Raw genomic sequence first — 19,499 nt, 5'->3', positions numbered from 1 at the left:
TTTATGACTGTGTAGCCACTCACTTTACTAAATTGAGACTCTAAATTTGTTGCTTCGCTACCTAAGTAACTTAGCTGTTAGAACTCAACCTGTACGAGTGCCCACACAGATGATTGCTTTATATTGTTAAAGAACGTTGCAGCGCCAACTCTAGGAGCTTGCTGCGAAGTGGAGCGCTATAATAAACGTTTCACTTTTCAAGTCAACACTTAATTTAAAATTCTTTTCAAAACCAAACTAAGTTTTATTTAACTCTCTGATTCAACCTTCGCCTCGCTAAGCGTTGCTGCCTGCCGTCTCAGTGGGGTCGCATTATAGAACGGCGAACTTTTTTGGCAAGGGTTATTTGCAGAAAAATGTAAAAAACATGCATTTCGTTTAAATAAAGAGCTATAAGCTGTAAAAACTTACATTTAGTTAATATCTCTATTCAATTTAGATACATTTAGTGGACGAGCCCCCTTCTCTTTGCTTACTCTTACTACTACATTTTTATTTTTAAGGCATACCTATGGCATTACGTTCTTATAAAGGTCATTTACCTAAAATTTGCATTAATTCATATGTAGACGAATCGGCTGTATTAATTGGTGATATTAGTATTGGCCATGACTCGAGTATTTGGCCGTTAGTAGCTGCAAGAGGTGATGTTAATTATATTAAAATTGGGGAGCGTACTAATGTACAAGATGGTGCAACCCTACATGTAACCCGGCCGACACCTAATAATAGCTTAGGTTATCCTTTAATTATTGGCGACGATGTCACCATTGGTCATCAAGCAATGCTTCATGGTTGCAAGTTGGGTAATCGAATTCTAGTAGGTATGAGCGCCATCATAATGGATAACGTTACTATCGAAGATGATGTCATTATTGGCGGTGGTACTTTAGTCCCTCCTGGAAAAACCCTTGAGTCTGGTTTTTTATATGTTGGTAGCCCAGCTAAACAAGCTCGTGCGCTGACAGAAGAAGAAAGAGAGTTCCTGCTAATATCAGCGGATAATTACGTCAAGCTTAAAGATGAATATTTACTAGAAGATTAAAAGAAATGAGTCGTGATAATTATTTGCCCCTCATCATTATAGCATTCATCTTTTATTAATTGTTCTGCGACATCTTCATAGTCATATTTAAACTTATTAAAATAGTCAAGCGGCGAGGCCGCTTGAGGTTCAGGAAAACACTCCATGTTAATAATGCAGGTAACGGTCGAACCCGCGACTATTGCACTAAACTGCAGTGCTTTTTTCTGTGATGAATAGTAGACATCATCGTTAAATAAAATTGCTTGATTCATTAATTATAGTGCCTTATTTTTTGCAAGTTTGATTATCGGCTCAACCGGTGGATATTTATGCCGCCAAACATTATAAGCTTCTGCTGCTTGCCCAATTAACATTCCGATCCCATCAAGCATTACTGCGTGTTGGTTGTGCAATTTTGCCCAAGCAATAAAGATTGTTTCGTTGCTGCTATACACCATGTCATAAACAGCACTCGTTGATTGAATGTGTTCAGCTGTAATGTTCGGCAGTACCCCTTCAATACTTGATGAGGTCGAGTTGATAACTACATCATAATTTGCGATGGGTAACTCTGAAAAATCGTAGACGGCAATATCGATATATTGAGCAAATAACTCTGCTAATTGCTGCGCTTTACTTTTTGTTCGATTGACGAGAGTAATACTGGCCGGTTTCTGCTCAATTAGTGGTAATAAGACTCCTCTTGCTGCCCCACCAGCTCCCATTAATAAAATATGCTGGCCCTTAAGAGTTATGTCATTATTGAGTAAATCATTTACTAACCCAGCGCCATCGGTGTTATCTCCGTAGAGCTCCCCATTAGCTAATTTTTTTAAAGTATTGACCGCTCCTGCACATTTTGCCCTGTCGCTGACCTGATTACACAGTTCAAACGCTTGCTCTTTAAAAGGCATTGTCACGTTTGCACCAAGCCCTCCAGAGGCAAAAAAGTCGTTTACTGCAGCTGAAAAACCGTCAATTGGTGCTAGAATCGCTTCATATTGCACAGTCTCATCGAGAAGCTCTGCAAATTTATGATGAATTGCCGGTGACTTTGAATGCTTGATCGGATTACCAAAAACTGCATATTTGTCCATTTAAACCCTCAGCTATAATTTGAATTTTTCGTTATGAAGCAATTAATACAACGCATATTTACTAAACAAGACACTGAAAACAAGTCCAATGAAGCGCCCACTCCAGAAAAAACACCGTATGAACTAATAGGAGGGGAACAAGGTACTCGCGCATTAGCAAATAGATTCTACGACATAATGGCTGAAGAAACTTACACTAAACCTTTATATGATATGCACCCGCAGCCTTTAGATAGAATACGAGCTGTGTTTTTTGAATTTCTATCCGGCTGGTTAGGAGGCCCGGACTTATTTGTAGAAAAGCATGGCCACCCAATGTTAAGAAAACGACATATGCCATTTCCTATCGATCAAGATTTGCGAGATCAGTGGATGTTTTGCATGAATAAAGCTTTAGATTTGGAAATTGATAACCCATTATTACGAGAAGGGCTTCGCCAGTCACTCGCTCAACTTGCCACGCATATGATCAATAAAGGCTAACATTTTGACTAAAAAGGCGCAGATGAATGCGCCTTTAATTATAAATTTAGCCAATCTCGAGGTTTGAGGTAATCATTGTATAATATAGCTTCTGCAGAGTCAGCCTGCGGCGTATAGTTATATTCCCAGCGAGCCAATGGTGGCATGGACATTAAAATAGACTCTGTGCGGCCCCCTGTTTGCAAACCGAATAAAGTCCCTCTATCCCACACAAGGTTAAATTCAACATATCGGCCCCGCCTGTATAGCTGGAAGTCTCGTTGAGCAGGCGTAACGGGTATCGATTTACGCTTTTCGATGATTGGTAAGTAGGCATCAAGAAAGCCATGACCAACAGCTTGCATAAATTCAAAACTTTTATCAAAGCCCCATTGATTTAAATCATCAAAAAACAACCCACCAACACCACGAGTTTCGTCACGATGTTTCAAATAAAAATATTCATCGCACCATTTTTTATAATCGTCATACACAGTGTCACCAAATGGATCACATAAGTCTTTTGCAACTTGATGCCAATGCTGCACATCCTCTAACTGAGGATAAAAGGGTGTTAAATCAAAGCCTCCCCCAAACCACCATATGGGTGCTTCCCCTTCTTTTTCAGCAATGAAAAATCGCACGTTAGCATGACTGGTTGGAATATGAGGATTTTTTGGATGAATAACTAATGAGACACCACACGCATGAAAGCTGCGACCAGTGAGCTCTGGTCGATGAGCAGTTGCAGAGGCTGGCATAGATGCACCGAAAACATGGGAATAGTTTACGCCACCCTGCTCTATTATTGCCCCATCAGTGATCACACGAGTACGACCGCCGCCACCTTCTGCGCGTTGCCATGAATCTTCAACAAACGTTGCTTGCCCATCGGCTTGCTCTAGGCCTGAGCAGATCTTATCTTGCAGTTCGAGTAAAAATGCTTTTACTGTTTCAATATTTACGTTTGACATCGCCACTCTCTAATAAAGATATAATTTGAGTTTTTATGATTTTACTTGGCTCTTTCTTAGTTCCCAAGCCCTAAATAAATAACAATCGTAAATTGCTAACCAATCATACAGATTCCAGATTACTTTAAATCGAGTTAGTCCTCACTTAATAGCAGGAAGACAACAACTACTGCTTTTGTTTAAAGCCACATGCTTTTTGAGGGCACAAAAGCGTCACGCCTGAACTATTTTGCTTTTCAAGCATTATGTCCCAGCCGCACTGAGGACAAGCTTGATCAATAGGTAAAAAATTAACAATATATTTGCAGCCTGGATACCCATCACATGAGTAAAATGTTTTACCCGACTTATTGCTACGTTTCACTAAGTGATACTTATGGCACTTGGGGCATTGCGGTAAAGTCGCTGCTACGTCCTCGATTTGCGACGCAATATAGTGGCAATCAGGAAAACCTGAACAACCAATAAACATTCCATATCGTCCGTTTTTAACGACCAATGGACGGCTACATTGTGGACAAGGAGAGTCATCTAGCACCTTGAGTACATCAACTTCATGCTCTACTAACGCCTTAGTGTAACTGCAAGCTGGGTAATTGGCGCACCCTATAAATGGTCTGGACTTACTATGACGGATCACTAATTCTGAACCACATTCAGGGCAAATTTCATATTCTTTTTCTAAGGCATGTTCATGGGCTGCAAACAAAGAATGATCGATTTTACTCATCTATTTACCTATGCTCGTTCAATTTGCGCTCAATATAATGCAGTCATTAGCAGGGTCAAGTAAAACCAAATAAAATAGGGGCAAAAAGCCCCTTTTTGTTTTGTAAGTGATGTGAGAGTAGTTAGTGCAATAAACCTGTTGGTTCATCAAATAATAGATCTTCCATTTGAGCATACGCCTGCTCTTTGCCGGGCACGTTAAAGAGCACCATAAGGACAACCCATTTTAAGTCTTCTAGACCAATGTAAGCTTTATCGAGTGCAAAAAGTCTATCAATCACCATTTCACGGGTTTCGCTGTCAATAACGTTAATTTGCTCAAGAAATAACAAAAATCCTCGGCATGTTACATCGAGTTTTTCACATTCAGAATCAGTAAAAATCCTAACTGACTGAGCAGGCTTAACATTTAAATAGGGTAATTCATCACTGTGCTGCAAATCAGCCAACTGCTCTAACCAATCAAGCGCCTTATATATTTCAGCTCGATTAAAGCCCGCCCTAATTAGCTCATCGGTCAGCTCACTTTGCTCGACATAAACTTCCGATTCACTATGGATATAATTCTCAAATAAATACATGAGGATATCGAACATATTAATATCTCCTCAGTTTAATATAGCCTCCAAGAACACGTTCAACTTGATTGGCTAACTCTAAATCTAATAATCGGGTTAATAGCTGCTCAACCGGAATTTGGGTTCGCTCAGCTAATACATCTACTGAGGTTGCTTCATACCCAAGCTGGGTTAAAACAGGATCTGCTTGCTCTAATTTATCTGCCTCTACTTTATTATATAGACCGTTTTTAACTAAAAGACCTAACTCTTCGAAAATATCGTCAACTGTTTCAGTTAATTTAGCGCCCTGCTTAATCAAGTAATGACAACCATGTGAGTAAGGATTAAATAAAGACCCAGGGACAGCAAACACCTCTCGATTTTGTTCTATTGCATAGCGGGCCGTAATTAATGAGCCACTTTTAATTTCTGCTTCAACAACCAGAACACCTACAGATAAACCCGCAATAATACGATTGCGTCGTGGAAAGTGGCTAGCATGTGCTTTAGTCCCTGGAAGAAGTTCACTCACAATCAAGCCCTTTGCTAAAATTTGCTCAGATAACAAGCGATTTTTATTGGGGTAAATGATATCAACACCGGTGCCAACGACTGCTATCGTTTCACCACTGGCAGCTAAAGCACCTTTATGGGCTGCAGCATCGATACCACCAGCCAACCCTGATGTCACAACAATCCCTTGTTGACTCATGGCACATGAAAATTCAGATGCGATTTCAACCCCATTAGGAGTGGCGCTTCGGCTACCAACCACCGCTATTTGTGATTGCTGCAACAAATCAATATTCCCTTTACAAAATAAGATCAAAGGTGCTGCGCTAATTTCTTTTAATTGCGAGGGGTAACGAGGATGAGAATAATAGATTGCTGTGATTGAGTGCTGCATTAAATACTCGATTAAAGTATTAATATAATGCCAATTCGGATGAAGCAGTTGTTTAATAATGTCTGCAGAAAGACCAAGCGATGTTAGCTGCGCTTCACTAAAAGTGAGTAGCAGAGTTAATTCCGTATGTTGCTTTAATAAATCAAGTTTCTTTGGTCCCAACCCTTTACACAAATAAAAAACGAGCCACATTTTGAGCTCGTTCTTTTGATGTTCTTCCATGCTCCCTCCCTAGAGCCATTTGATTTAAAGGTCTACATTAACTGTATCCCCTAACCGTATTGGCATCTTTGTTTCCATGATGATGGCATAGCTTAAGTTGTTATAAACTTTAAAGACCATGAGTTCACCCACTTTTTCTGAAGGGGGAACCCAAAGTTTATTATTTTCATCCGAATCACCGAACATTCCCTCTAATGAGGCAGTTACCTTATCGTAACGCGATGTATCTTCTAAATACTTAGGCCCATCTTTACCATCTATAACTTTAGGTGATGGACGACGAATATCCAGAATATGACCAGCTTTTAATTCGTTATCTGTACCACGGTTAATAATTACCACTTCATACTGACTAAATTCTCTAAAGTCATTAGTCGAGGCGATAATCGTACCGCTAATATCTGTTTCGGGGCGTGTTAAGCTAAAAAAGGCAGGAAGGGATTGACCTTCCATGGCAGGCATTAAAAAATCGCCAGCTTTTACTTCTTGCTTCACGTTTTTCACTCTCACAGAAGCCGGCTCACCTTTTGCAATATCACCACTTCGAAATGCGCGCGCAGTGCCAACAAGTTTGGCTTTATGTGCCAATACTTCTTGTGACTCTGGATCAATAAACTCCGCCCCTTTTCGATAAATACCATAAAATTGACTGCGAACTAAATCCCCTTTCACATATAAAATATGATCTGTAACTTGACCTTTTACGGCTTCATTAGCCCCTAGCACATATGGCTTACTTGCAATCGTTTCTTCGTCGAGGGCTTGCTCATATGTCAAATATGGACGTAAAAATTCAAGCGGAACCGTAGGTATGGCATCTGCTTTTTTCAATGTTTTACGGACACCTGGCGATAGTTTTTTATATTTTTGATTCATCACCAGCATAGGCTGGCCATCGGCGTCATATACTAACGTCAGCATGTCTCCAGGGTAAATCAAATGCGGATTATCAATTTGTGGATTCATGCGCCACAATTTAGGCCAGAGCCAAGGTTGCTCAAGATAGATTTCTGAGATATCCCACAAAGTATCACCTTTTTGCACAACATATTGTTGTGGAGCATCTTTTTTGATAGTTAATACATCAGCAATGGATGGAAATGTCATTGCTAAAGCAAAAACTGTCGCTGTAAGCTTTTTAATCATGCTAGCTTCCTTGAGCTGTTTTTTATTATTCTTAATCTAAACCTGTAAAAGGTGACCAGTAATGGCTAAAATAAAAACATAACACAATCTGACTCTATACACATAACATTTAAAGGTAAATATGGCTTTTTTAGAAGTTTTACGCTTTCCAGATGAACGTCTTCGCACAGTTGCCAAACCTGTCGCACAAGTTGATGATTCTATTAAAAAGATTGTTGCTGACATGTTCGAAACTATGTACCAAGAAAATGGTATTGGTTTAGCAGCAACTCAGGTAAACATTCATCAACGCATAGTGGTCATCGATGTTTCAGAAGACAAAGAAGAGCAGCTCGTCTTCATAAACCCTGAAATCACAAAAAAAGACGGCTCAACAATTAGTGAAGAAGGATGTCTTTCAGTCCCTCATAGCTATGCAAAAGTAGATCGAGCCGAAACAGTCACTGTAAAAGCAACAAATATTGACGGGCAAGAATTTTCATTAGATGCCGATGGTTTGTTAGCGATTTGCATTCAACATGAATTGGATCATCTTCAAGGAAAGCTCTTTGTTGATTACCTATCTCCACTGAAGCGCCAACGTATTCGTACCAAGCTTGAAAAAGAAGCAAAACTCGCTGCTAAAGCATAATTAACCTGATATTGGATATTCGAGTGACACAAGCATTACGCATTATTTTTGCGGGCACACCAGACTTTGCCGCCCGCCACCTGCAAGCACTAATTGACTCTGAACACCAAGTGATTGCTGTCTACAGCCCTCCTGACCGCCCTGCGGGCCGCGGAAAGAAACTCAAAGCATGCGAAGTAAAAGAACTCGCTGTCACTCATGATATTCCGGTTTTCCAACCTGACTCTCTTAAAAGCGAGCATGTTCAACAAGAAATGGCCGCTCTCAATGCTGATTTAATGGTTGTTGTGGCTTATGGCATGTTGCTTCCTCTAGCAATATTACAAACACCTAAATTTGGCTGTATTAATGTTCACGGCTCAATTTTACCACGCTGGCGTGGTGCTGCACCTATTCAACGTGCCATTTGGGCTGGCGATGCACAGTCAGGGGTGACTATCATGCAAATGGATGTGGGACTCGACACTGGTGACATGCTATCTATCGCAACCTGTGCAATTGAACCCGATGAAACCAGCACCACTTTGTATGAGAAACTCGCCCAACTTGGTCCGGATGCGCTAATAAAAACAGTCGCAGATATCGCAAAAGGTCAAGCTGTGGCAACCAAGCAAGATGATACGCTTGCCAATTACGCAAAAAAGCTATCAAAAGACGAAGCGAAAATCGATTGGTCAATGGACGCAGTCCAAATTGAGCGAAACATCCGCGCCTTTAATCCTTGGCCTGTTTGCTTTACTGAATTTTCAGGCCACACCGTCAAAATTTGGCAAGCTGAAGTTGTCGATCAGCACGGCCTTGCAGGTGAAATATTACAAGCCGATAAAAACGGCATTGTTGTGGCGACTTCTTGCCAAGCAATAAAAATTACCAACCTTCAACCACAAGGTAAAAAGCCAATGACGGTTCAAGATTTCTTAAATGGCCGTGCCGAATGGGTTGCCGTGCAATCATTTGCTGGAAAAACCAATGAATAACCTCAGAGCGTTAGCCGCTGAAGTGCTATATCAAGTGGTCGATCAGGGACAATCCCTCAATCAAGTTTTACCGATTGCAGCCAGTAAAGTCTCCCCAAAAGAAAAAGCCTTATTGCAACAACTTTGCTATGGTGTTTTGCGCTATTTGCCTAGCTTAGAGCATTATTGTCGCACTCTATTAGCCAAACCTTTAAAGGGGAAGCAACGTGTTTTCCAATTTTTATTGTATGTAGGCATTTACCAACTTCAGCATATGCGAATCCCATCTCATGCGGCCGTTGCTGAAACCGTTAATGCATTACAAGCGCTAAAAGCACCGGGTTTAAAAGGGTTAGTCAATGCGGTTCTGCGAAACTTTCAACGTCAACAAAGTGACTTAGAACAAGCTGCTGAGCAAAACGAAGTGTGTAAATACAACCACCCGGGTTGGTTCATCAAGCAAGTAAAATCAGCTTATCCAGAGCAATGGCAACAGATCTTGGCTGCCAACCAACAACAAGCGCCGATGTGGTTACGAGTCAATCAGCAACATCATACACCCGAGCAATATCTCGAAAAACTAAACAAGGCGTCAATTTCTGCCCGCTTAGTTAATGGATTTACTGATGCTATTTTATTAGAGTCAGCTTGTGATGTTTTCAGTTTACCTGGGTTTGCTGAAGGTGCGTGTTCAGTTCAAGATGGCGCTGCGCAAATGGCCGCTCGCTTACTCGATCCGCAAGAAGGTGAACGCATTCTAGATGCCTGTGCTGCTCCGGGTGGAAAAACATGTCACATTCTAGAGTTAGCAAACAATCTCGATGTTGTCGCCTTGGACTGTGATCAAACACGCTTAAATCGAGTCCAAGAAAATTTAGATCGAATCGGTTTATCTGCAACGCTGCAATGCGCAGATGCTAGCACCCCTGACATTTGGTGGGATAAACAGCTCTTTGATAAAATCCTACTCGATGTGCCATGCTCCGCAACAGGTGTAATACGTCGTCACCCTGATATAAAATGGCTGCGTCGTGCAGCAGATATCGAGCAGCTCGCCACATTGCAAGCCAGTATTTTAGAAACAAACTGGTCTCTGTTAAAACCCGGTGGCACACTCATTTATGCAACATGCTCAGTTCTGCCACAAGAAAATAGCGTTCAAGTTAACGCTTTTTTAGCTAAACATCACGATGCGATTCACCAGCCCTTGCACGACAATGACACCGTCGCACAACCGGGTTGGCAGTTTTTACCCGAGCTCAATGACGGGTTTTACTACGCAAAAATCACCAAAAAACTCTAACAACAATGGGTTAGCTTGGTTGACCCTCTAATAAGCGATTTTGTAAGACATGAAGATAATCATATTAGGCGCAGGCCAGGTTGGTGGAACACTTGCTGAAAACCTCGTCGGCGAGAAAAATGAAATTACTGTTGTCGATATCAATGCAGACAAGCTCCGAGAGCTGCAAGACAAATATGATTTACAAGTTGTCACCGGACACAGTGCTCATCCAGAGGTTTTACGCCGTGCAGGAGCTGAAGATGCCGATATGATCATTGCGGTAACAAGCTCTGATGAAGTGAACATGGTTGCTTGCCAAGTCGCTTATAGTATTTTTAATACCCCAACAAAGATTGCTCGGATCCGCTCTGAGCAATACTTACGCTACAAAGAGCAGCTTTTCCACAATCATGACTTACCGGTAGATCACTATATCGCTCCTGAGCAGTTAGTGACTAAATATATTCGTCGCCTAATTGACTACCCAGGAGCCTTGCAAGTATTACAATTTGCCGAAGGTAAATTGTCTTTGGTTGCAGTAAAAGCATATTATGGCGGCTTATTAGTGGGCTACGCCCTTTCAGCACTCAAAGAACATATCCCAAATGTTGAAACACGTGTCGCTGCGATTTATCGCCAAGGCAAGCCAATCAAACCACTCGGTACGACCGTCATTGAAGCTGATGATGAGATCTTCTTTATTGCGGCAACCAAACACATTCGCGCAGTGATGAATGAGCTGCAAAAGCTTGAGCGCTCGTATAAAAAAATCATGATTGCAGGTGGCGGAAATATCGGCGCAGGGCTAGCTCATTCACTTGAAAAAACTCACAGTGTCAAATTGATTGAGCGAAACCTATCACGTGCAGAGCAGCTATCTGGCATGTTACATAACACTGTGGTATTTGCAGGAGATGCATCCGATCAAGAGCTACTCTCTGAAGAGCATGTAGAGCAAGTTGATGTTTTTATAGCCGTCACTAATGATGATGAAGCGAACATCATGTCAGCCATGCTCGCCAAACGGATGGGCGCACAAAAAACCATGGTGCTTATTCAACGTGGTGCGTACGTGGATTTAGTCCAAGGAGGTGAAATCGACATTGCTATTTCACCTCAACAAGCGACCATTTCAGCCCTGCTCACTCATGTACGCCGCGGTGATATCGTCAATGTATACTCGTTACGCAAAGGAGCAGCTGAGGCGATAGAAGCCGTTGCTCATGGCGATGAAACGACCTCAAAAGTGGTGGGTAGAGCCATTGGCGATATCAAACTTCCAATAGGAACCACCATTGGCGCGATTGTTCGCAATGATGATGTTGTCATCGCCCACGACAGTACCATCATAGAGTCGGGAGATCATGTCATTATGTTTTTAATCGATAAAAAACAAATTCATGTTGTCGAAAAACTGTTCCAAGTCAGTGCCATTTTTATGTAGTAACACTGTCAAATAATAAAAAAGACGAACTCTGTTCGTCTTTTTTATTATTATTTTAAGATAAGTGTTTGAAACTCATCCATGAAGCATCTCTCCTGTCGTCATCCATGACTCCACTTAGGACAGCTGCGAAGCTGTGCTTCGTTCTGTCCTCACCCACGCCAGAATGTCGGTGTAAATAACACTAATAACGTAAAGATCTCCAACCGCCCAAACACCATCGCAATGGTTAAAATCCATTTAGCCCCATCGGTGATATCGCCATAGTGTGCAGCTACATCCCCCAGACCTGGGCCTAAGTTATTCAAACAAGCGGCCGTCGCAGAAAAAGCAGTAATGTTATCAAGCCCCGTCCCCATCAACAGCAACATAATAATGACAAAGACCAGCGCATAGGCTGAGAAAAACCCCCAAACCGCTTCAATAACTTTATCTGGTAACGCTTTGCGACCCAGCTTAATTGAGTAAATCGCACGAGGGTGAACTAAACGGTTAAGCTCTCGGATCCCTTGTAAATACAATAAAAAGACCCGCACGACTTTCATGCCACCACCCGTTGATCCTGCACAACCACCGATAAAACTAGAAAAGATAAGCAAGATAGGTAAAAACAAGGGCCAAGCAGAAAAGTTATCCGTTGCAAACCCTGCGGTTGTGCTCATCGACACAGCTTGAAACATGGCTTGATCGAGGGTTTCATCACCACTCTGATACACCCCCTGTGATGACAACACGCTAAAGCATAGCAATATTAAAGCCGCTTGAATGGCCAAGAATACTTTAAATTCGGGATCACGAATGTACACTTTGAGATTTCGACTCGCCACCGCCGCATAATGCAAAGAAAAGTTAATAGCCGCAATAATCAGAAAAAACACACAAATAAAGTTTATTAATGGACTATCGAAGTAACCAATCGAAGCATCGTAAGTCGAAAACCCACCTATTGCGATTGTCGAGAACGCATGACAAATTGCATCAAACCAGTTCATACCGGCCGCCCAATAAGCGGTAGAGCAAGCAACCGTGAGCGATACATAAATATACCAAAGGTGTTTAGCTGTATCAGCAATGCGCGGTGTCATTTTTGAATCTTTTACCGGCCCAGGCGTTTCTGCCCGATACAGCTGCATCCCCCCCACCCCAAGCATCGGCAAAACGGCGACAGCTAAAACAATGATCCCCATCCCACCTAACCACTGTAATTGTTGGCGATAAAACAGTACGGCTTTAGGGAGAAACTCAATCCCTGTCAACACTGTAGCTCCGGTTGTTGTTAAACCAGAAAAAGATTCAAAGATAGCATCGGCAAGTGATAACTTCGGTGCATCTAAAAACACGAGTGGTAACGATGCAAACGCGCCCAGAACAAGCCAAAACAGCACGACGATTAAAAAGCCCTCGCGTGCTTTTAAATCCCCGTTTTGCTTTCGATTAGGATAATAAGCCATTAAGCCAATGACTAAACTAAAAATAAATGCTAAAACAAATGGCACCCCGCCGCCATCTTTATAAATTAAAGACACAAGAGCGGGTGGGATCATGGTAATGCTAAACATAGCCACCAGCTGACCGAGTATTTTTATTATGGTGCGAAACTGCATGTGTTGTTTTGATCCCTAATTATTATCACAATATTGTCTTACGCTTTGATTTTTAACTCAACCGTACCATGAGTGATTTCATAAATATCTGCAATGGCATTCTTAGCTTGTCGCGCATCCAGTGCAATTTGCCACACAATCACATCACTAAATTGTTTATCAATCGATAATATTTGGTAGTCAGTATTTAAACGCTGCTCGATTAACCCTTGCTGTTGGTAATTACTCACTCCGACCAAAACAGTCTCAGGTACTTTATTTAAGGTATCAAGTGTTGCCAAAGCATTATTTAAACTTCCCCCATATGCACGCACTAATCCACCAGTGCCTAATTTAATCCCACCAAAATAACGGGTTATCACCGCTGTGATTTCACCTAACCCTGAGCCAACTAATACGTTCAGCATTGGCTTTCCTGCAGTGCCATTTGGCTCGCCATCATCAGAAAAACCCAACACATGGCTACCACTCGGGCACCCAGCCACATGTGCCCAACAATTATGGTTGGCATCGGCATATTTAGCAGTAACCATTTTAATAAATTGCTTTGCGCTGTCTAAATCTGGAGTATGGGCAATATGAACGATAAACGTGCTTTTTTTGATTTCTTCTTGATAAAACAAATTCTTTGCTGGATAACGGTACTCATCACTCATTGTTTTCTCTTCAATGCATAAAAAAAGAGCCAAATAAGGCTCTTTTTAATTAATTCGACTCACTTACGCTAATTTAAGATCACGAGTCATATTTTCATTATGATCGGCATGAACAATAATATTGTCTTCAATTCGAATACCACCAAACGGTTTAAACGCCTCAACCTTTTCCCAATTAATATATTGGGTATTATCAGTCTGCGCTAATTCCGCTAATAACGAATCGATAAAATATAAGCCAGGCTCAATAGTAAACACTTGGTTCGCTTCAATCGTACGAGTACAACGCAAGAACGGATGACCTTCTGGAGCTGGTTGATGCGTGCCACGCTCGTCGGCCATAAACCCACCCATATCATGGACTTGCAGCCCTAAATGGTGCCCAAGTCCATGAGGGAAAAACGTCGATGTAATCTTTTTCTCTACAATTTCATCAGGGCTTAAATTCACAATCCCAAAATCACTTAAGATTTGTGCGATCCCCTGATGGCATTGCACATGTAAATCACCGTACTTCAAACCAGGTTTTAACCCTGCACATAATTTGAGTTGCAACGCATTAACCGCTGCAATTAACTCAGCAAACATGCCTGAGTGGTTAAAATCATAAGTACGAGTGATATCAGCCGCATAACCATGGAAACTTGCTCCTGCATCAATCAGGAATGATCGGCTTGTTTCTGGCACGCTCATTTCGAGTTTGGTGTAATGCAAAATCGCGCAATTCTCATTTAACGCCACAATGTTGCCATAAGGCATTTCATTTTCTGTATGACGAGTCGCTAACAAATAAGCATGCTGAATATCATATTCAGCTCCACCGGCGTAAAATGCTTTTTTCGCTGCCTCATGGCCTAACACAGCCAACCTGTTTGCTTCTCTTAAACAAACCAATTCATACTGTGTTTTATATGCACGGTGGTAATGAAAGTAATTTAATACTGGCTCTGGGTTTATTTCATTGAAACCGAGTGCTCTGGCTACTTCTAAATATTCACCAATATACGCATATTTCGCTTTATCATAGGGTAAATACTTTTCGACTTGATCAGGAATAAGTAACAACTCAATGTCAAAATACTCAGCCCAAAAGTCACTTGGTTCATCGGGCACTTTATGCCAAAAATCAACCGGACGATAAAAGATCAGTTTAGGCCTATCTGTGCCGTTAACGACTAACCAACAATGTGGGTTATCAATGACAGGCAGCCACGCTTTGAAATGAGGGTTGACCTTAAATGGGTAATCCATATCGTCTAAAAACTGACGTTTAGCTTGGCCCGAATGAATCACTAAGCCTTCGAGTCCTTCGAGCGCTAAAATCGACTGTGTTCTTGTTTGCAACGTTGCAATATGATCTGCATAAAGTGCAGCTAATTTATCCATAACTCAATCATCTCTCAATATGTGCTGTTAGGTGCATCTTATCATAGGGTATCGACAATTAAAGCAGCGGCCTATTTTTGAATTTTCATCTTCACTAAATCTGTAAACAAGTTTTCGCTTTTACCAAAACGTGTATGGTACACCTGACGATAGGCATACACATTTTTTACATAATCTCGCGTTTCTCTATATGGGATCCCTTCAACCCATAAATCAAAATCAACCCCTTCTTTCGGTAACCATTTGGCCACACGATGATAGCCAGCATTGTAAGAAGCGGTCGCAATGACTTCATTGCCTTTTGCTTTACGCTTCAAATATTTCAAATAATCAGTCCCTAAACGAATATTCAGTTTAGGGTCGTAAAGTTTTCGACGCGATATACTGCCTTTATTAATATAACTGGCTGTCGAAGGCAATAATTGCATTAAACCATACGCGCCAGCTGACGAACTAGCCGAGGGAGAGAATGAACTTTCGCGTCTTGCGATAGCGTAGCTCCACGATAAATCAATATTACTGCGTTTACTGTATCGTTCAAACAATGATTCGTATGCCAGTGGAAAACGCAAATCTAAGTGATGATAACGCTCTATTTGCGCTAAAGTGATAATCACACTGTCATGCCAATCCATTTCATGGGCAAGGACAGCAGCGGCTAGTTTTTCACCTTCAGTTGATGTATTAACTAAATAATTCCATTCACGTCTAGCGGAGGTAAAGCGCTCTAATTCAAAAAATGCCTTCGCTCTTAGATAACCTGGCGCTTGAGCTACGCTCTGTTTAACAGCGCCATCAACTACGATTGGCATCTCCTGTAATGAAACAGGTAACCCTAATCGCGCAGCCGCTAAAAAGCCATAGTAATCACGTTTTTGCGCCAGTGTTTGAAACAACACCTCTGACTCAGCTTCTTTTCCTTGCTCTTTTAATGCATACGCTAACCAATACTGCTGACTATTATCGAGTTCTTTATCTATAAAATAAGCCACTATGCCGGGCCAATCACTTTGCTGTAATAAGTTGGTTAACTGCCACTGCTTTAAACTTTTGTCATGCTGATCTTTTGGTACTTTATTGAGCCAAAATTTTGCTTCTTTATGTTGTTTCGATGCCAATGAGAGCGCAAAGCTATAATAAACACTTTCTTTTTGCGCATCACTAAACGGCATTTGCTCTAAATGTTTATCCCATGCACGCAGGGCTAAATCTGGATCACGCCAAATCAAACGTTTTAAGCCATACACAACTATTTCACTTTCTTTGCTGGTATATTTTTTAAAGCGATATAAGCCAGCAGCTGCAGAAGGATCTTTTCGGACCGCATAGTACAAATCTGCAAGGTATTGCTCTTTGTTTGGCAATTGCGTTTTTAGGTATGGGATAAGACTATGTTGACCTTTTTGAGCGACCAAAGTCAGTCGCTGCCACACACGCTCAGGAGTCATAAACCCTTGTTGTTGCCATTTCCGAAACAAGCTATCACACGCTTTAGGTTGTGACTTTTTCACAACCCATAATGGCGTCACCTGTTTAAGTACCGCCGCTGAAGGTGCGCCTAAATCAAGCTGATACCGTAGGTTTAAACAAGTTAATTCACTATTTGATGTTTCTTTAAAATACTCGATAAATTTAGCTTTTTTATTCAACCGAGCTAAGTTTTCTAGCCATGACTCACGCACCCGCCAAGATAAAGGAGTGCCTTCATAGACTTCTAAAAATCTTTTAATTTCAGGTTCATTACTTAAATAAGGGTACTTCTCAAGATAAGTCATTTCGACATAAGGTTTGAGAGGATGATCGAGTTTAGTAAATGCTTGTTGATAGCGTTTTTTGTTACCGCTTTTTGCAACTTTCTCAGCTGCAATAAAGTCATCATGAACGGTGTTTGCCGACAATGCAGAGCTTGTAATAAAAGTGCTGCATAATACAGCTAAACGTAATCCTCGTTGGAAAAAAGCCATTAAAGTTATCCCTACTGTGTTACGCCAATCAAAGAATAAAAGAAAAGTATAAAAGACTGAATTTGACTGGTTTCCTAGCTTGCCTTGGAACGATACTGCTTTGCAACAAATCTCGATAAAAATCGACTGACTAGTCTACCTTTATTATAGGATAGAGGTGTCAGTTTTTAACCAGATGTAACAAATTCACTAAAATTTAATTGCATTTTATTTTTAAAACAGGCAACCTGCGTAAAAAGCACACTCATCGTACCAGTTGAGTTTGATAACTAGGGAGACATAGTTAATGTTATTTAAGAGTGATACCTTCGAGGTTTCTTTCATTAAAGAGAGCATCGCCGAGTTTAAGTTTTGTGTACCCGGCCCCGTCAATAAATTATCTCAGCAGACCCTGCAAGATTGCGGTCAAGCGCTAGCTGAATTAGCAAACAACTCAGATATCAAAGGCATGGTATTTACCAGCGATAAAGATCACTTTATTGTGGGTGCAGATATTTTTGAATTTTTACCGACCTTTGATAAACCCGAAGCCGACCTTGTTCAGTGGATTAAAAATGCCACAGATGTATTTGATCAATTAGAAGACCTTCCTTTCCCAACTATTTCGGCTATCAATGGTATGGCGTTGGGTGGTGGGTGTGAATGGGTATTAGCGACTGACTATCGTATTGCCGCCACAGATTTAAAACTTGGCCTTCCTGAAGTTAAGCTTGGCATTATGCCAGGGTTTGGTGGTACGGTTCGTCTACCTCGTATTATTGGTGCCGATAACGCCATGACGTGGATCACCACAGGTAAAGAGCACCGTGCTGAACAAGCATTAGCGGTACGAGCTGTCGATAGCGTTGTTGCGCCAGAAAAATTAGTGGCCAGTGCCGTTAAAATGCTTGAGCAAGCGATTGAAGGAAAACTTAATTGGCAAGCCAAGCGTCAAGAAAAATTACAGCCGCTTAAAATGAACCGTGTTGAACAAGGTATGAGTTTTGCGACAGCCGAAGGTATGGTATTTGGCCAAACAAAAGGTCACTACCCTTCACCGATGATGGCCGTAAAAACTATCAAAGCCGCAGCTAACCATGGTCGCGCTGAAGCCATGGCCATTGAAAACGCTAATTTCGCCAAATTAGCAAAAACCCCCGAAGCAGCCGCGCAAGTGGGCATTTTCTTAGCCGACCAATATATCAAATCAAAAGCACGCAAGTTAGCCAAAGGCAGCGAAACTCAAATCAAGCAAGCCGCAGTTTTAGGTGCGGGCATTATGGGTGGCGGCATTGCTTACCAGTCAGCTTATAAAGGCGTGCCAATTATCATGAAGGATATCCAAGAATCCGCTCTGGACTTGGGGATGAATGAAGCATCAAAAATTCTTGGTAAACAGCTTGAACGCGGCCGTATCAAACTAGATAAAATGGTTAAAACGCTTGGGGCAATCAAACCAACATTAAACGATGGTGATCTGCAAACAGCCGATATCGTTGTAGAAGCGGTGGTTGAAAATCCAAAAGTGAAACAAACCGTTCTAGCGAAGCTTGAAGCGGACATGCCTGAAGGCACTGTGCTTACATCAAATACATCAACTATTTGCATCGATGTGCTCGCTAGCGCATTAGAAAAACCAGAAAACTTCTGTGGTATGCACTTTTTCAATCCAGTACACAGAATGCCACTGGTAGAAATCATCCGTGGTAGTAAGACCTCTGATGCAACCATTAATGCTGTTGTCGATTACGCTCTGAAATTAGGTAAATCGCCAATTGTAGTCAATGATTGCCCTGGATTTTTTGTAAACCGTGTTTTATTCCCTTACTTTGCAGGTTTTACACAGCTAGTAACTGAAGGTGTGAATTTCGCTAAAGCAGACAAAGTCATGGAAAATGTCTTTGGTTGGCCAATGGGGCCTGCTTACCTACTTGATGTTGTAGGTCTTGATACCGCCCACCATTGTACAGATGTGATGGCTGAAGGCTTCCCTGCTCGCATGGCACGCCAAGAAAAAGATCCTGTTGCGGTACTGGCTACTCAGCAACGCTTTGGTCAGAAAAACGGCAAAGGTTTCTACCAGTATGTGATGGATAGAAAAGGTCGCCCGCAGAAAAAAGCCGATCCAGAAGCACTAGCATTGCTTAGCGCTGTATGTGAAAGTGAAAAAGAATTTAGCAAAGAAGAAATTATCGACCGTTGTATGATCCCGATGCTCAATGAAGTGCTATTGTGCTTACAAGAGAATATCGTGGCATCTCCACAAGAAGCTGATATGGCACTCATTTACGGCTTAGGTTTCCCTCCATTTAGAGGAGGCGCATTCCGCTACTTAGATCAAATAGGCTTGGCAAACTTTGTAGCTAAAGCCGATCAGTACGCGCATTTAGGTGCTATTTTCCAAGTCTCTGAGCAAACTCGCCAATGGGCAGAAGCGGGACGTAAATTCTATCAGGTTGAGGGCCAATAA

Annotated in this window: 18 protein-coding genes; 7 read left to right on the top strand and 11 right to left on the bottom strand. The window is 41.6% G+C overall.

What is annotated here, in order from left to right; genetic code table 11:
* The first annotated feature begins 511 nt into the window (after positions 1-511).
* Positions 512-1,045: a gamma carbonic anhydrase family protein gene (locus tag AC3KVK_RS00185; protein WP_490311242.1), complete on the top strand. Its 534-nt coding sequence runs from the start codon at positions 512-514 to the stop codon at positions 1,043-1,045.
* Here AC3KVK_RS00185 and AC3KVK_RS00180 read toward each other — a convergent pair.
* Both AC3KVK_RS00180 and aroE read right to left on the bottom strand, forming a co-directional pair.
* The gene (locus tag AC3KVK_RS00180) at positions 1,042-1,299 is read right to left on the bottom strand and encodes a DUF1488 family protein (protein ID WP_490311244.1); all 258 of its coding nucleotides are present in this window, start codon (positions 1,297-1,299) and stop codon (positions 1,042-1,044) included. The genes AC3KVK_RS00185 and AC3KVK_RS00180 overlap by 4 nt on opposite strands.
* 3 nt (positions 1,300-1,302) lie before the next feature.
* Positions 1,303-2,124 carry a shikimate dehydrogenase gene (aroE, locus tag AC3KVK_RS00175; protein WP_490311245.1) on the bottom strand — a complete coding sequence of 274 codons (822 nt, stop codon included), beginning with the start codon at positions 2,122-2,124 and terminating at the stop codon, positions 1,303-1,305.
* Positions 2,125-2,157: 33 nt separating this feature from the next.
* Here aroE and AC3KVK_RS00170 point away from each other — a divergent pair, with 33 nt between their 5' ends.
* Positions 2,158-2,607 carry a group II truncated hemoglobin gene (locus AC3KVK_RS00170; RefSeq protein ID WP_490311246.1) on the top strand — a complete coding sequence of 150 codons (450 nt, stop codon included), beginning with the start codon at positions 2,158-2,160 and terminating at the stop codon, positions 2,605-2,607.
* Between the two features lie 38 nt (positions 2,608-2,645).
* Here the strand turns inward: AC3KVK_RS00170 and hemF are convergent, their stop codons facing one another.
* The 5 genes from hemF to AC3KVK_RS00145 all read right to left on the bottom strand — a co-directional run bounded on the left by hemF (position 2,646) and on the right by AC3KVK_RS00145 (position 7,124).
* Entirely contained in the window at positions 2,646-3,560 is a 915-nt protein-coding gene (gene hemF / locus AC3KVK_RS00165; RefSeq protein WP_490311247.1) for an oxygen-dependent coproporphyrinogen oxidase, read from the bottom strand.
* 166 nt (positions 3,561-3,726) lie between these two features.
* A complete protein-coding gene (locus AC3KVK_RS00160; RefSeq protein WP_490311248.1) occupies positions 3,727-4,290 on the bottom strand; it encodes a DNA topoisomerase family protein in 564 nt (187 codons plus the stop codon).
* 121 nt (positions 4,291-4,411) lie between these two features.
* The gene (locus AC3KVK_RS00155; protein WP_490311249.1) at positions 4,412-4,885 is read right to left on the bottom strand and encodes a DUF494 family protein; all 474 of its coding nucleotides are present in this window, start codon (positions 4,883-4,885) and stop codon (positions 4,412-4,414) included.
* Between the two features lies 1 nt (position 4,886).
* On the bottom strand, positions 4,887-5,978 hold the full coding sequence (dprA, locus tag AC3KVK_RS00150; RefSeq protein ID WP_490311250.1) for a DNA-processing protein DprA: 1,092 nt from the start codon (positions 5,976-5,978) through the stop codon (positions 4,887-4,889).
* 24 nt (positions 5,979-6,002) lie between these two features.
* Entirely contained in the window at positions 6,003-7,124 is a 1,122-nt protein-coding gene (locus AC3KVK_RS00145; RefSeq protein ID WP_490311251.1) for a LysM peptidoglycan-binding domain-containing protein, read from the bottom strand.
* A 121-nt stretch (positions 7,125-7,245) separates the two neighbouring features.
* Between AC3KVK_RS00145 and def the strand changes: the two genes are divergently transcribed.
* From def to trkA, 4 genes are read left to right on the top strand one after another with little or no spacing between them, the layout of a single operon-like run.
* On the top strand, positions 7,246-7,755 hold the full coding sequence (gene def, locus AC3KVK_RS00140) for a peptide deformylase (protein WP_490311252.1): 510 nt from the start codon (positions 7,246-7,248) through the stop codon (positions 7,753-7,755).
* 23 nt (positions 7,756-7,778) lie between these two features.
* Positions 7,779-8,732, top strand: coding sequence for a methionyl-tRNA formyltransferase (fmt, locus tag AC3KVK_RS00135; RefSeq protein WP_490311253.1), 954 nt, complete (start codon positions 7,779-7,781; stop codon positions 8,730-8,732).
* Positions 8,725-10,014: a 16S rRNA (cytosine(967)-C(5))-methyltransferase RsmB gene (gene rsmB, locus AC3KVK_RS00130; RefSeq protein ID WP_490311254.1), complete on the top strand. Its 1,290-nt coding sequence runs from the start codon at positions 8,725-8,727 to the stop codon at positions 10,012-10,014. Before fmt ends, rsmB begins: the two co-directional genes overlap by 8 nt.
* A 49-nt stretch (positions 10,015-10,063) precedes the next feature.
* Positions 10,064-11,440 (top strand): Trk system potassium transporter TrkA, encoded by a 1,377-nt coding sequence (trkA, locus tag AC3KVK_RS00125; protein ID WP_490311255.1) that lies wholly within the window; start codon positions 10,064-10,066, stop codon positions 11,438-11,440.
* A 152-nt stretch (positions 11,441-11,592) separates the two neighbouring features.
* Here the strand turns inward: trkA and AC3KVK_RS00120 are convergent, their stop codons facing one another.
* From AC3KVK_RS00120 to AC3KVK_RS00105, 4 genes are all read right to left on the bottom strand, one after another.
* The gene (locus AC3KVK_RS00120) at positions 11,593-13,044 is read right to left on the bottom strand and encodes a TrkH family potassium uptake protein (RefSeq protein WP_490311256.1); all 1,452 of its coding nucleotides are present in this window, start codon (positions 13,042-13,044) and stop codon (positions 11,593-11,595) included.
* Between the two features lie 38 nt (positions 13,045-13,082).
* A complete protein-coding gene (locus AC3KVK_RS00115; protein ID WP_490311257.1) occupies positions 13,083-13,700 on the bottom strand; it encodes a YigZ family protein in 618 nt (205 codons plus the stop codon).
* 63 nt (positions 13,701-13,763) lie between these two features.
* A complete protein-coding gene (gene pepQ / locus AC3KVK_RS00110) occupies positions 13,764-15,086 on the bottom strand; it encodes a Xaa-Pro dipeptidase (protein ID WP_490311258.1) in 1,323 nt (440 codons plus the stop codon).
* A gap of 71 nt (positions 15,087-15,157) precedes the next feature.
* Positions 15,158-17,050 (bottom strand): transglycosylase SLT domain-containing protein, encoded by a 1,893-nt coding sequence (locus tag AC3KVK_RS00105; protein ID WP_490311259.1) that lies wholly within the window; start codon positions 17,048-17,050, stop codon positions 15,158-15,160.
* 286 nt (positions 17,051-17,336) lie between these two features.
* Between AC3KVK_RS00105 and fadB the strand changes: the two genes are divergently transcribed.
* Positions 17,337-19,499, top strand: coding sequence for a fatty acid oxidation complex subunit alpha FadB (gene fadB / locus AC3KVK_RS00100; RefSeq protein ID WP_490311260.1), 2,163 nt, complete (start codon positions 17,337-17,339; stop codon positions 19,497-19,499).

The organism is Pseudoalteromonas sp. J2K-J979, assembly GCF_058169715.2.
Note: the sequence above shows the minus strand (reverse complement) of the source record. Positions and strands in the feature narration are given on the sequence as shown.

What these genes read in the sequence shown, in the direction of transcription:
- AC3KVK_RS00185 (WP_490311242.1), top strand. Translation starts at nt 512, where the DNA reads ATGGCATTACGTTCTTATAAAGGTCATTTACCTAAAATTTGCATTAAT.
- AC3KVK_RS00180 (WP_490311244.1), bottom strand. Translation starts at nt 1,299, where the DNA reads ATGAATCAAGCAATTTTATTTAACGATGATGTCTACTATTCATCACAG.
- aroE (WP_490311245.1), bottom strand. Translation starts at nt 2,124, where the DNA reads ATGGACAAATATGCAGTTTTTGGTAATCCGATCAAGCATTCAAAGTCA.
- AC3KVK_RS00170 (WP_490311246.1), top strand. Translation starts at nt 2,158, where the DNA reads ATGAAGCAATTAATACAACGCATATTTACTAAACAAGACACTGAAAAC.
- hemF (WP_490311247.1), bottom strand. Translation starts at nt 3,560, where the DNA reads ATGTCAAACGTAAATATTGAAACAGTAAAAGCATTTTTACTCGAACTG.
- AC3KVK_RS00160 (WP_490311248.1), bottom strand. Translation starts at nt 4,290, where the DNA reads ATGAGTAAAATCGATCATTCTTTGTTTGCAGCCCATGAACATGCCTTA.
- AC3KVK_RS00155 (WP_490311249.1), bottom strand. Translation starts at nt 4,885, where the DNA reads ATGTTCGATATCCTCATGTATTTATTTGAGAATTATATCCATAGTGAA.
- dprA (WP_490311250.1), bottom strand. Translation starts at nt 5,978, where the DNA reads ATGGAAGAACATCAAAAGAACGAGCTCAAAATGTGGCTCGTTTTTTAT.
- AC3KVK_RS00145 (WP_490311251.1), bottom strand. Translation starts at nt 7,124, where the DNA reads ATGATTAAAAAGCTTACAGCGACAGTTTTTGCTTTAGCAATGACATTT.
- def (WP_490311252.1), top strand. Translation starts at nt 7,246, where the DNA reads ATGGCTTTTTTAGAAGTTTTACGCTTTCCAGATGAACGTCTTCGCACA.
- rsmB (WP_490311254.1), top strand. Translation starts at nt 8,725, where the DNA reads ATGAATAACCTCAGAGCGTTAGCCGCTGAAGTGCTATATCAAGTGGTC.
- trkA (WP_490311255.1), top strand. Translation starts at nt 10,064, where the DNA reads ATGAAGATAATCATATTAGGCGCAGGCCAGGTTGGTGGAACACTTGCT.
- AC3KVK_RS00120 (WP_490311256.1), bottom strand. Translation starts at nt 13,044, where the DNA reads ATGCAGTTTCGCACCATAATAAAAATACTCGGTCAGCTGGTGGCTATG.
- AC3KVK_RS00115 (WP_490311257.1), bottom strand. Translation starts at nt 13,700, where the DNA reads ATGAGTGATGAGTACCGTTATCCAGCAAAGAATTTGTTTTATCAAGAA.
- pepQ (WP_490311258.1), bottom strand. Translation starts at nt 15,086, where the DNA reads ATGGATAAATTAGCTGCACTTTATGCAGATCATATTGCAACGTTGCAA.
- AC3KVK_RS00105 (WP_490311259.1), bottom strand. Translation starts at nt 17,050, where the DNA reads ATGGCTTTTTTCCAACGAGGATTACGTTTAGCTGTATTATGCAGCACT.
- fadB (WP_490311260.1), top strand. Translation starts at nt 17,337, where the DNA reads ATGTTATTTAAGAGTGATACCTTCGAGGTTTCTTTCATTAAAGAGAGC.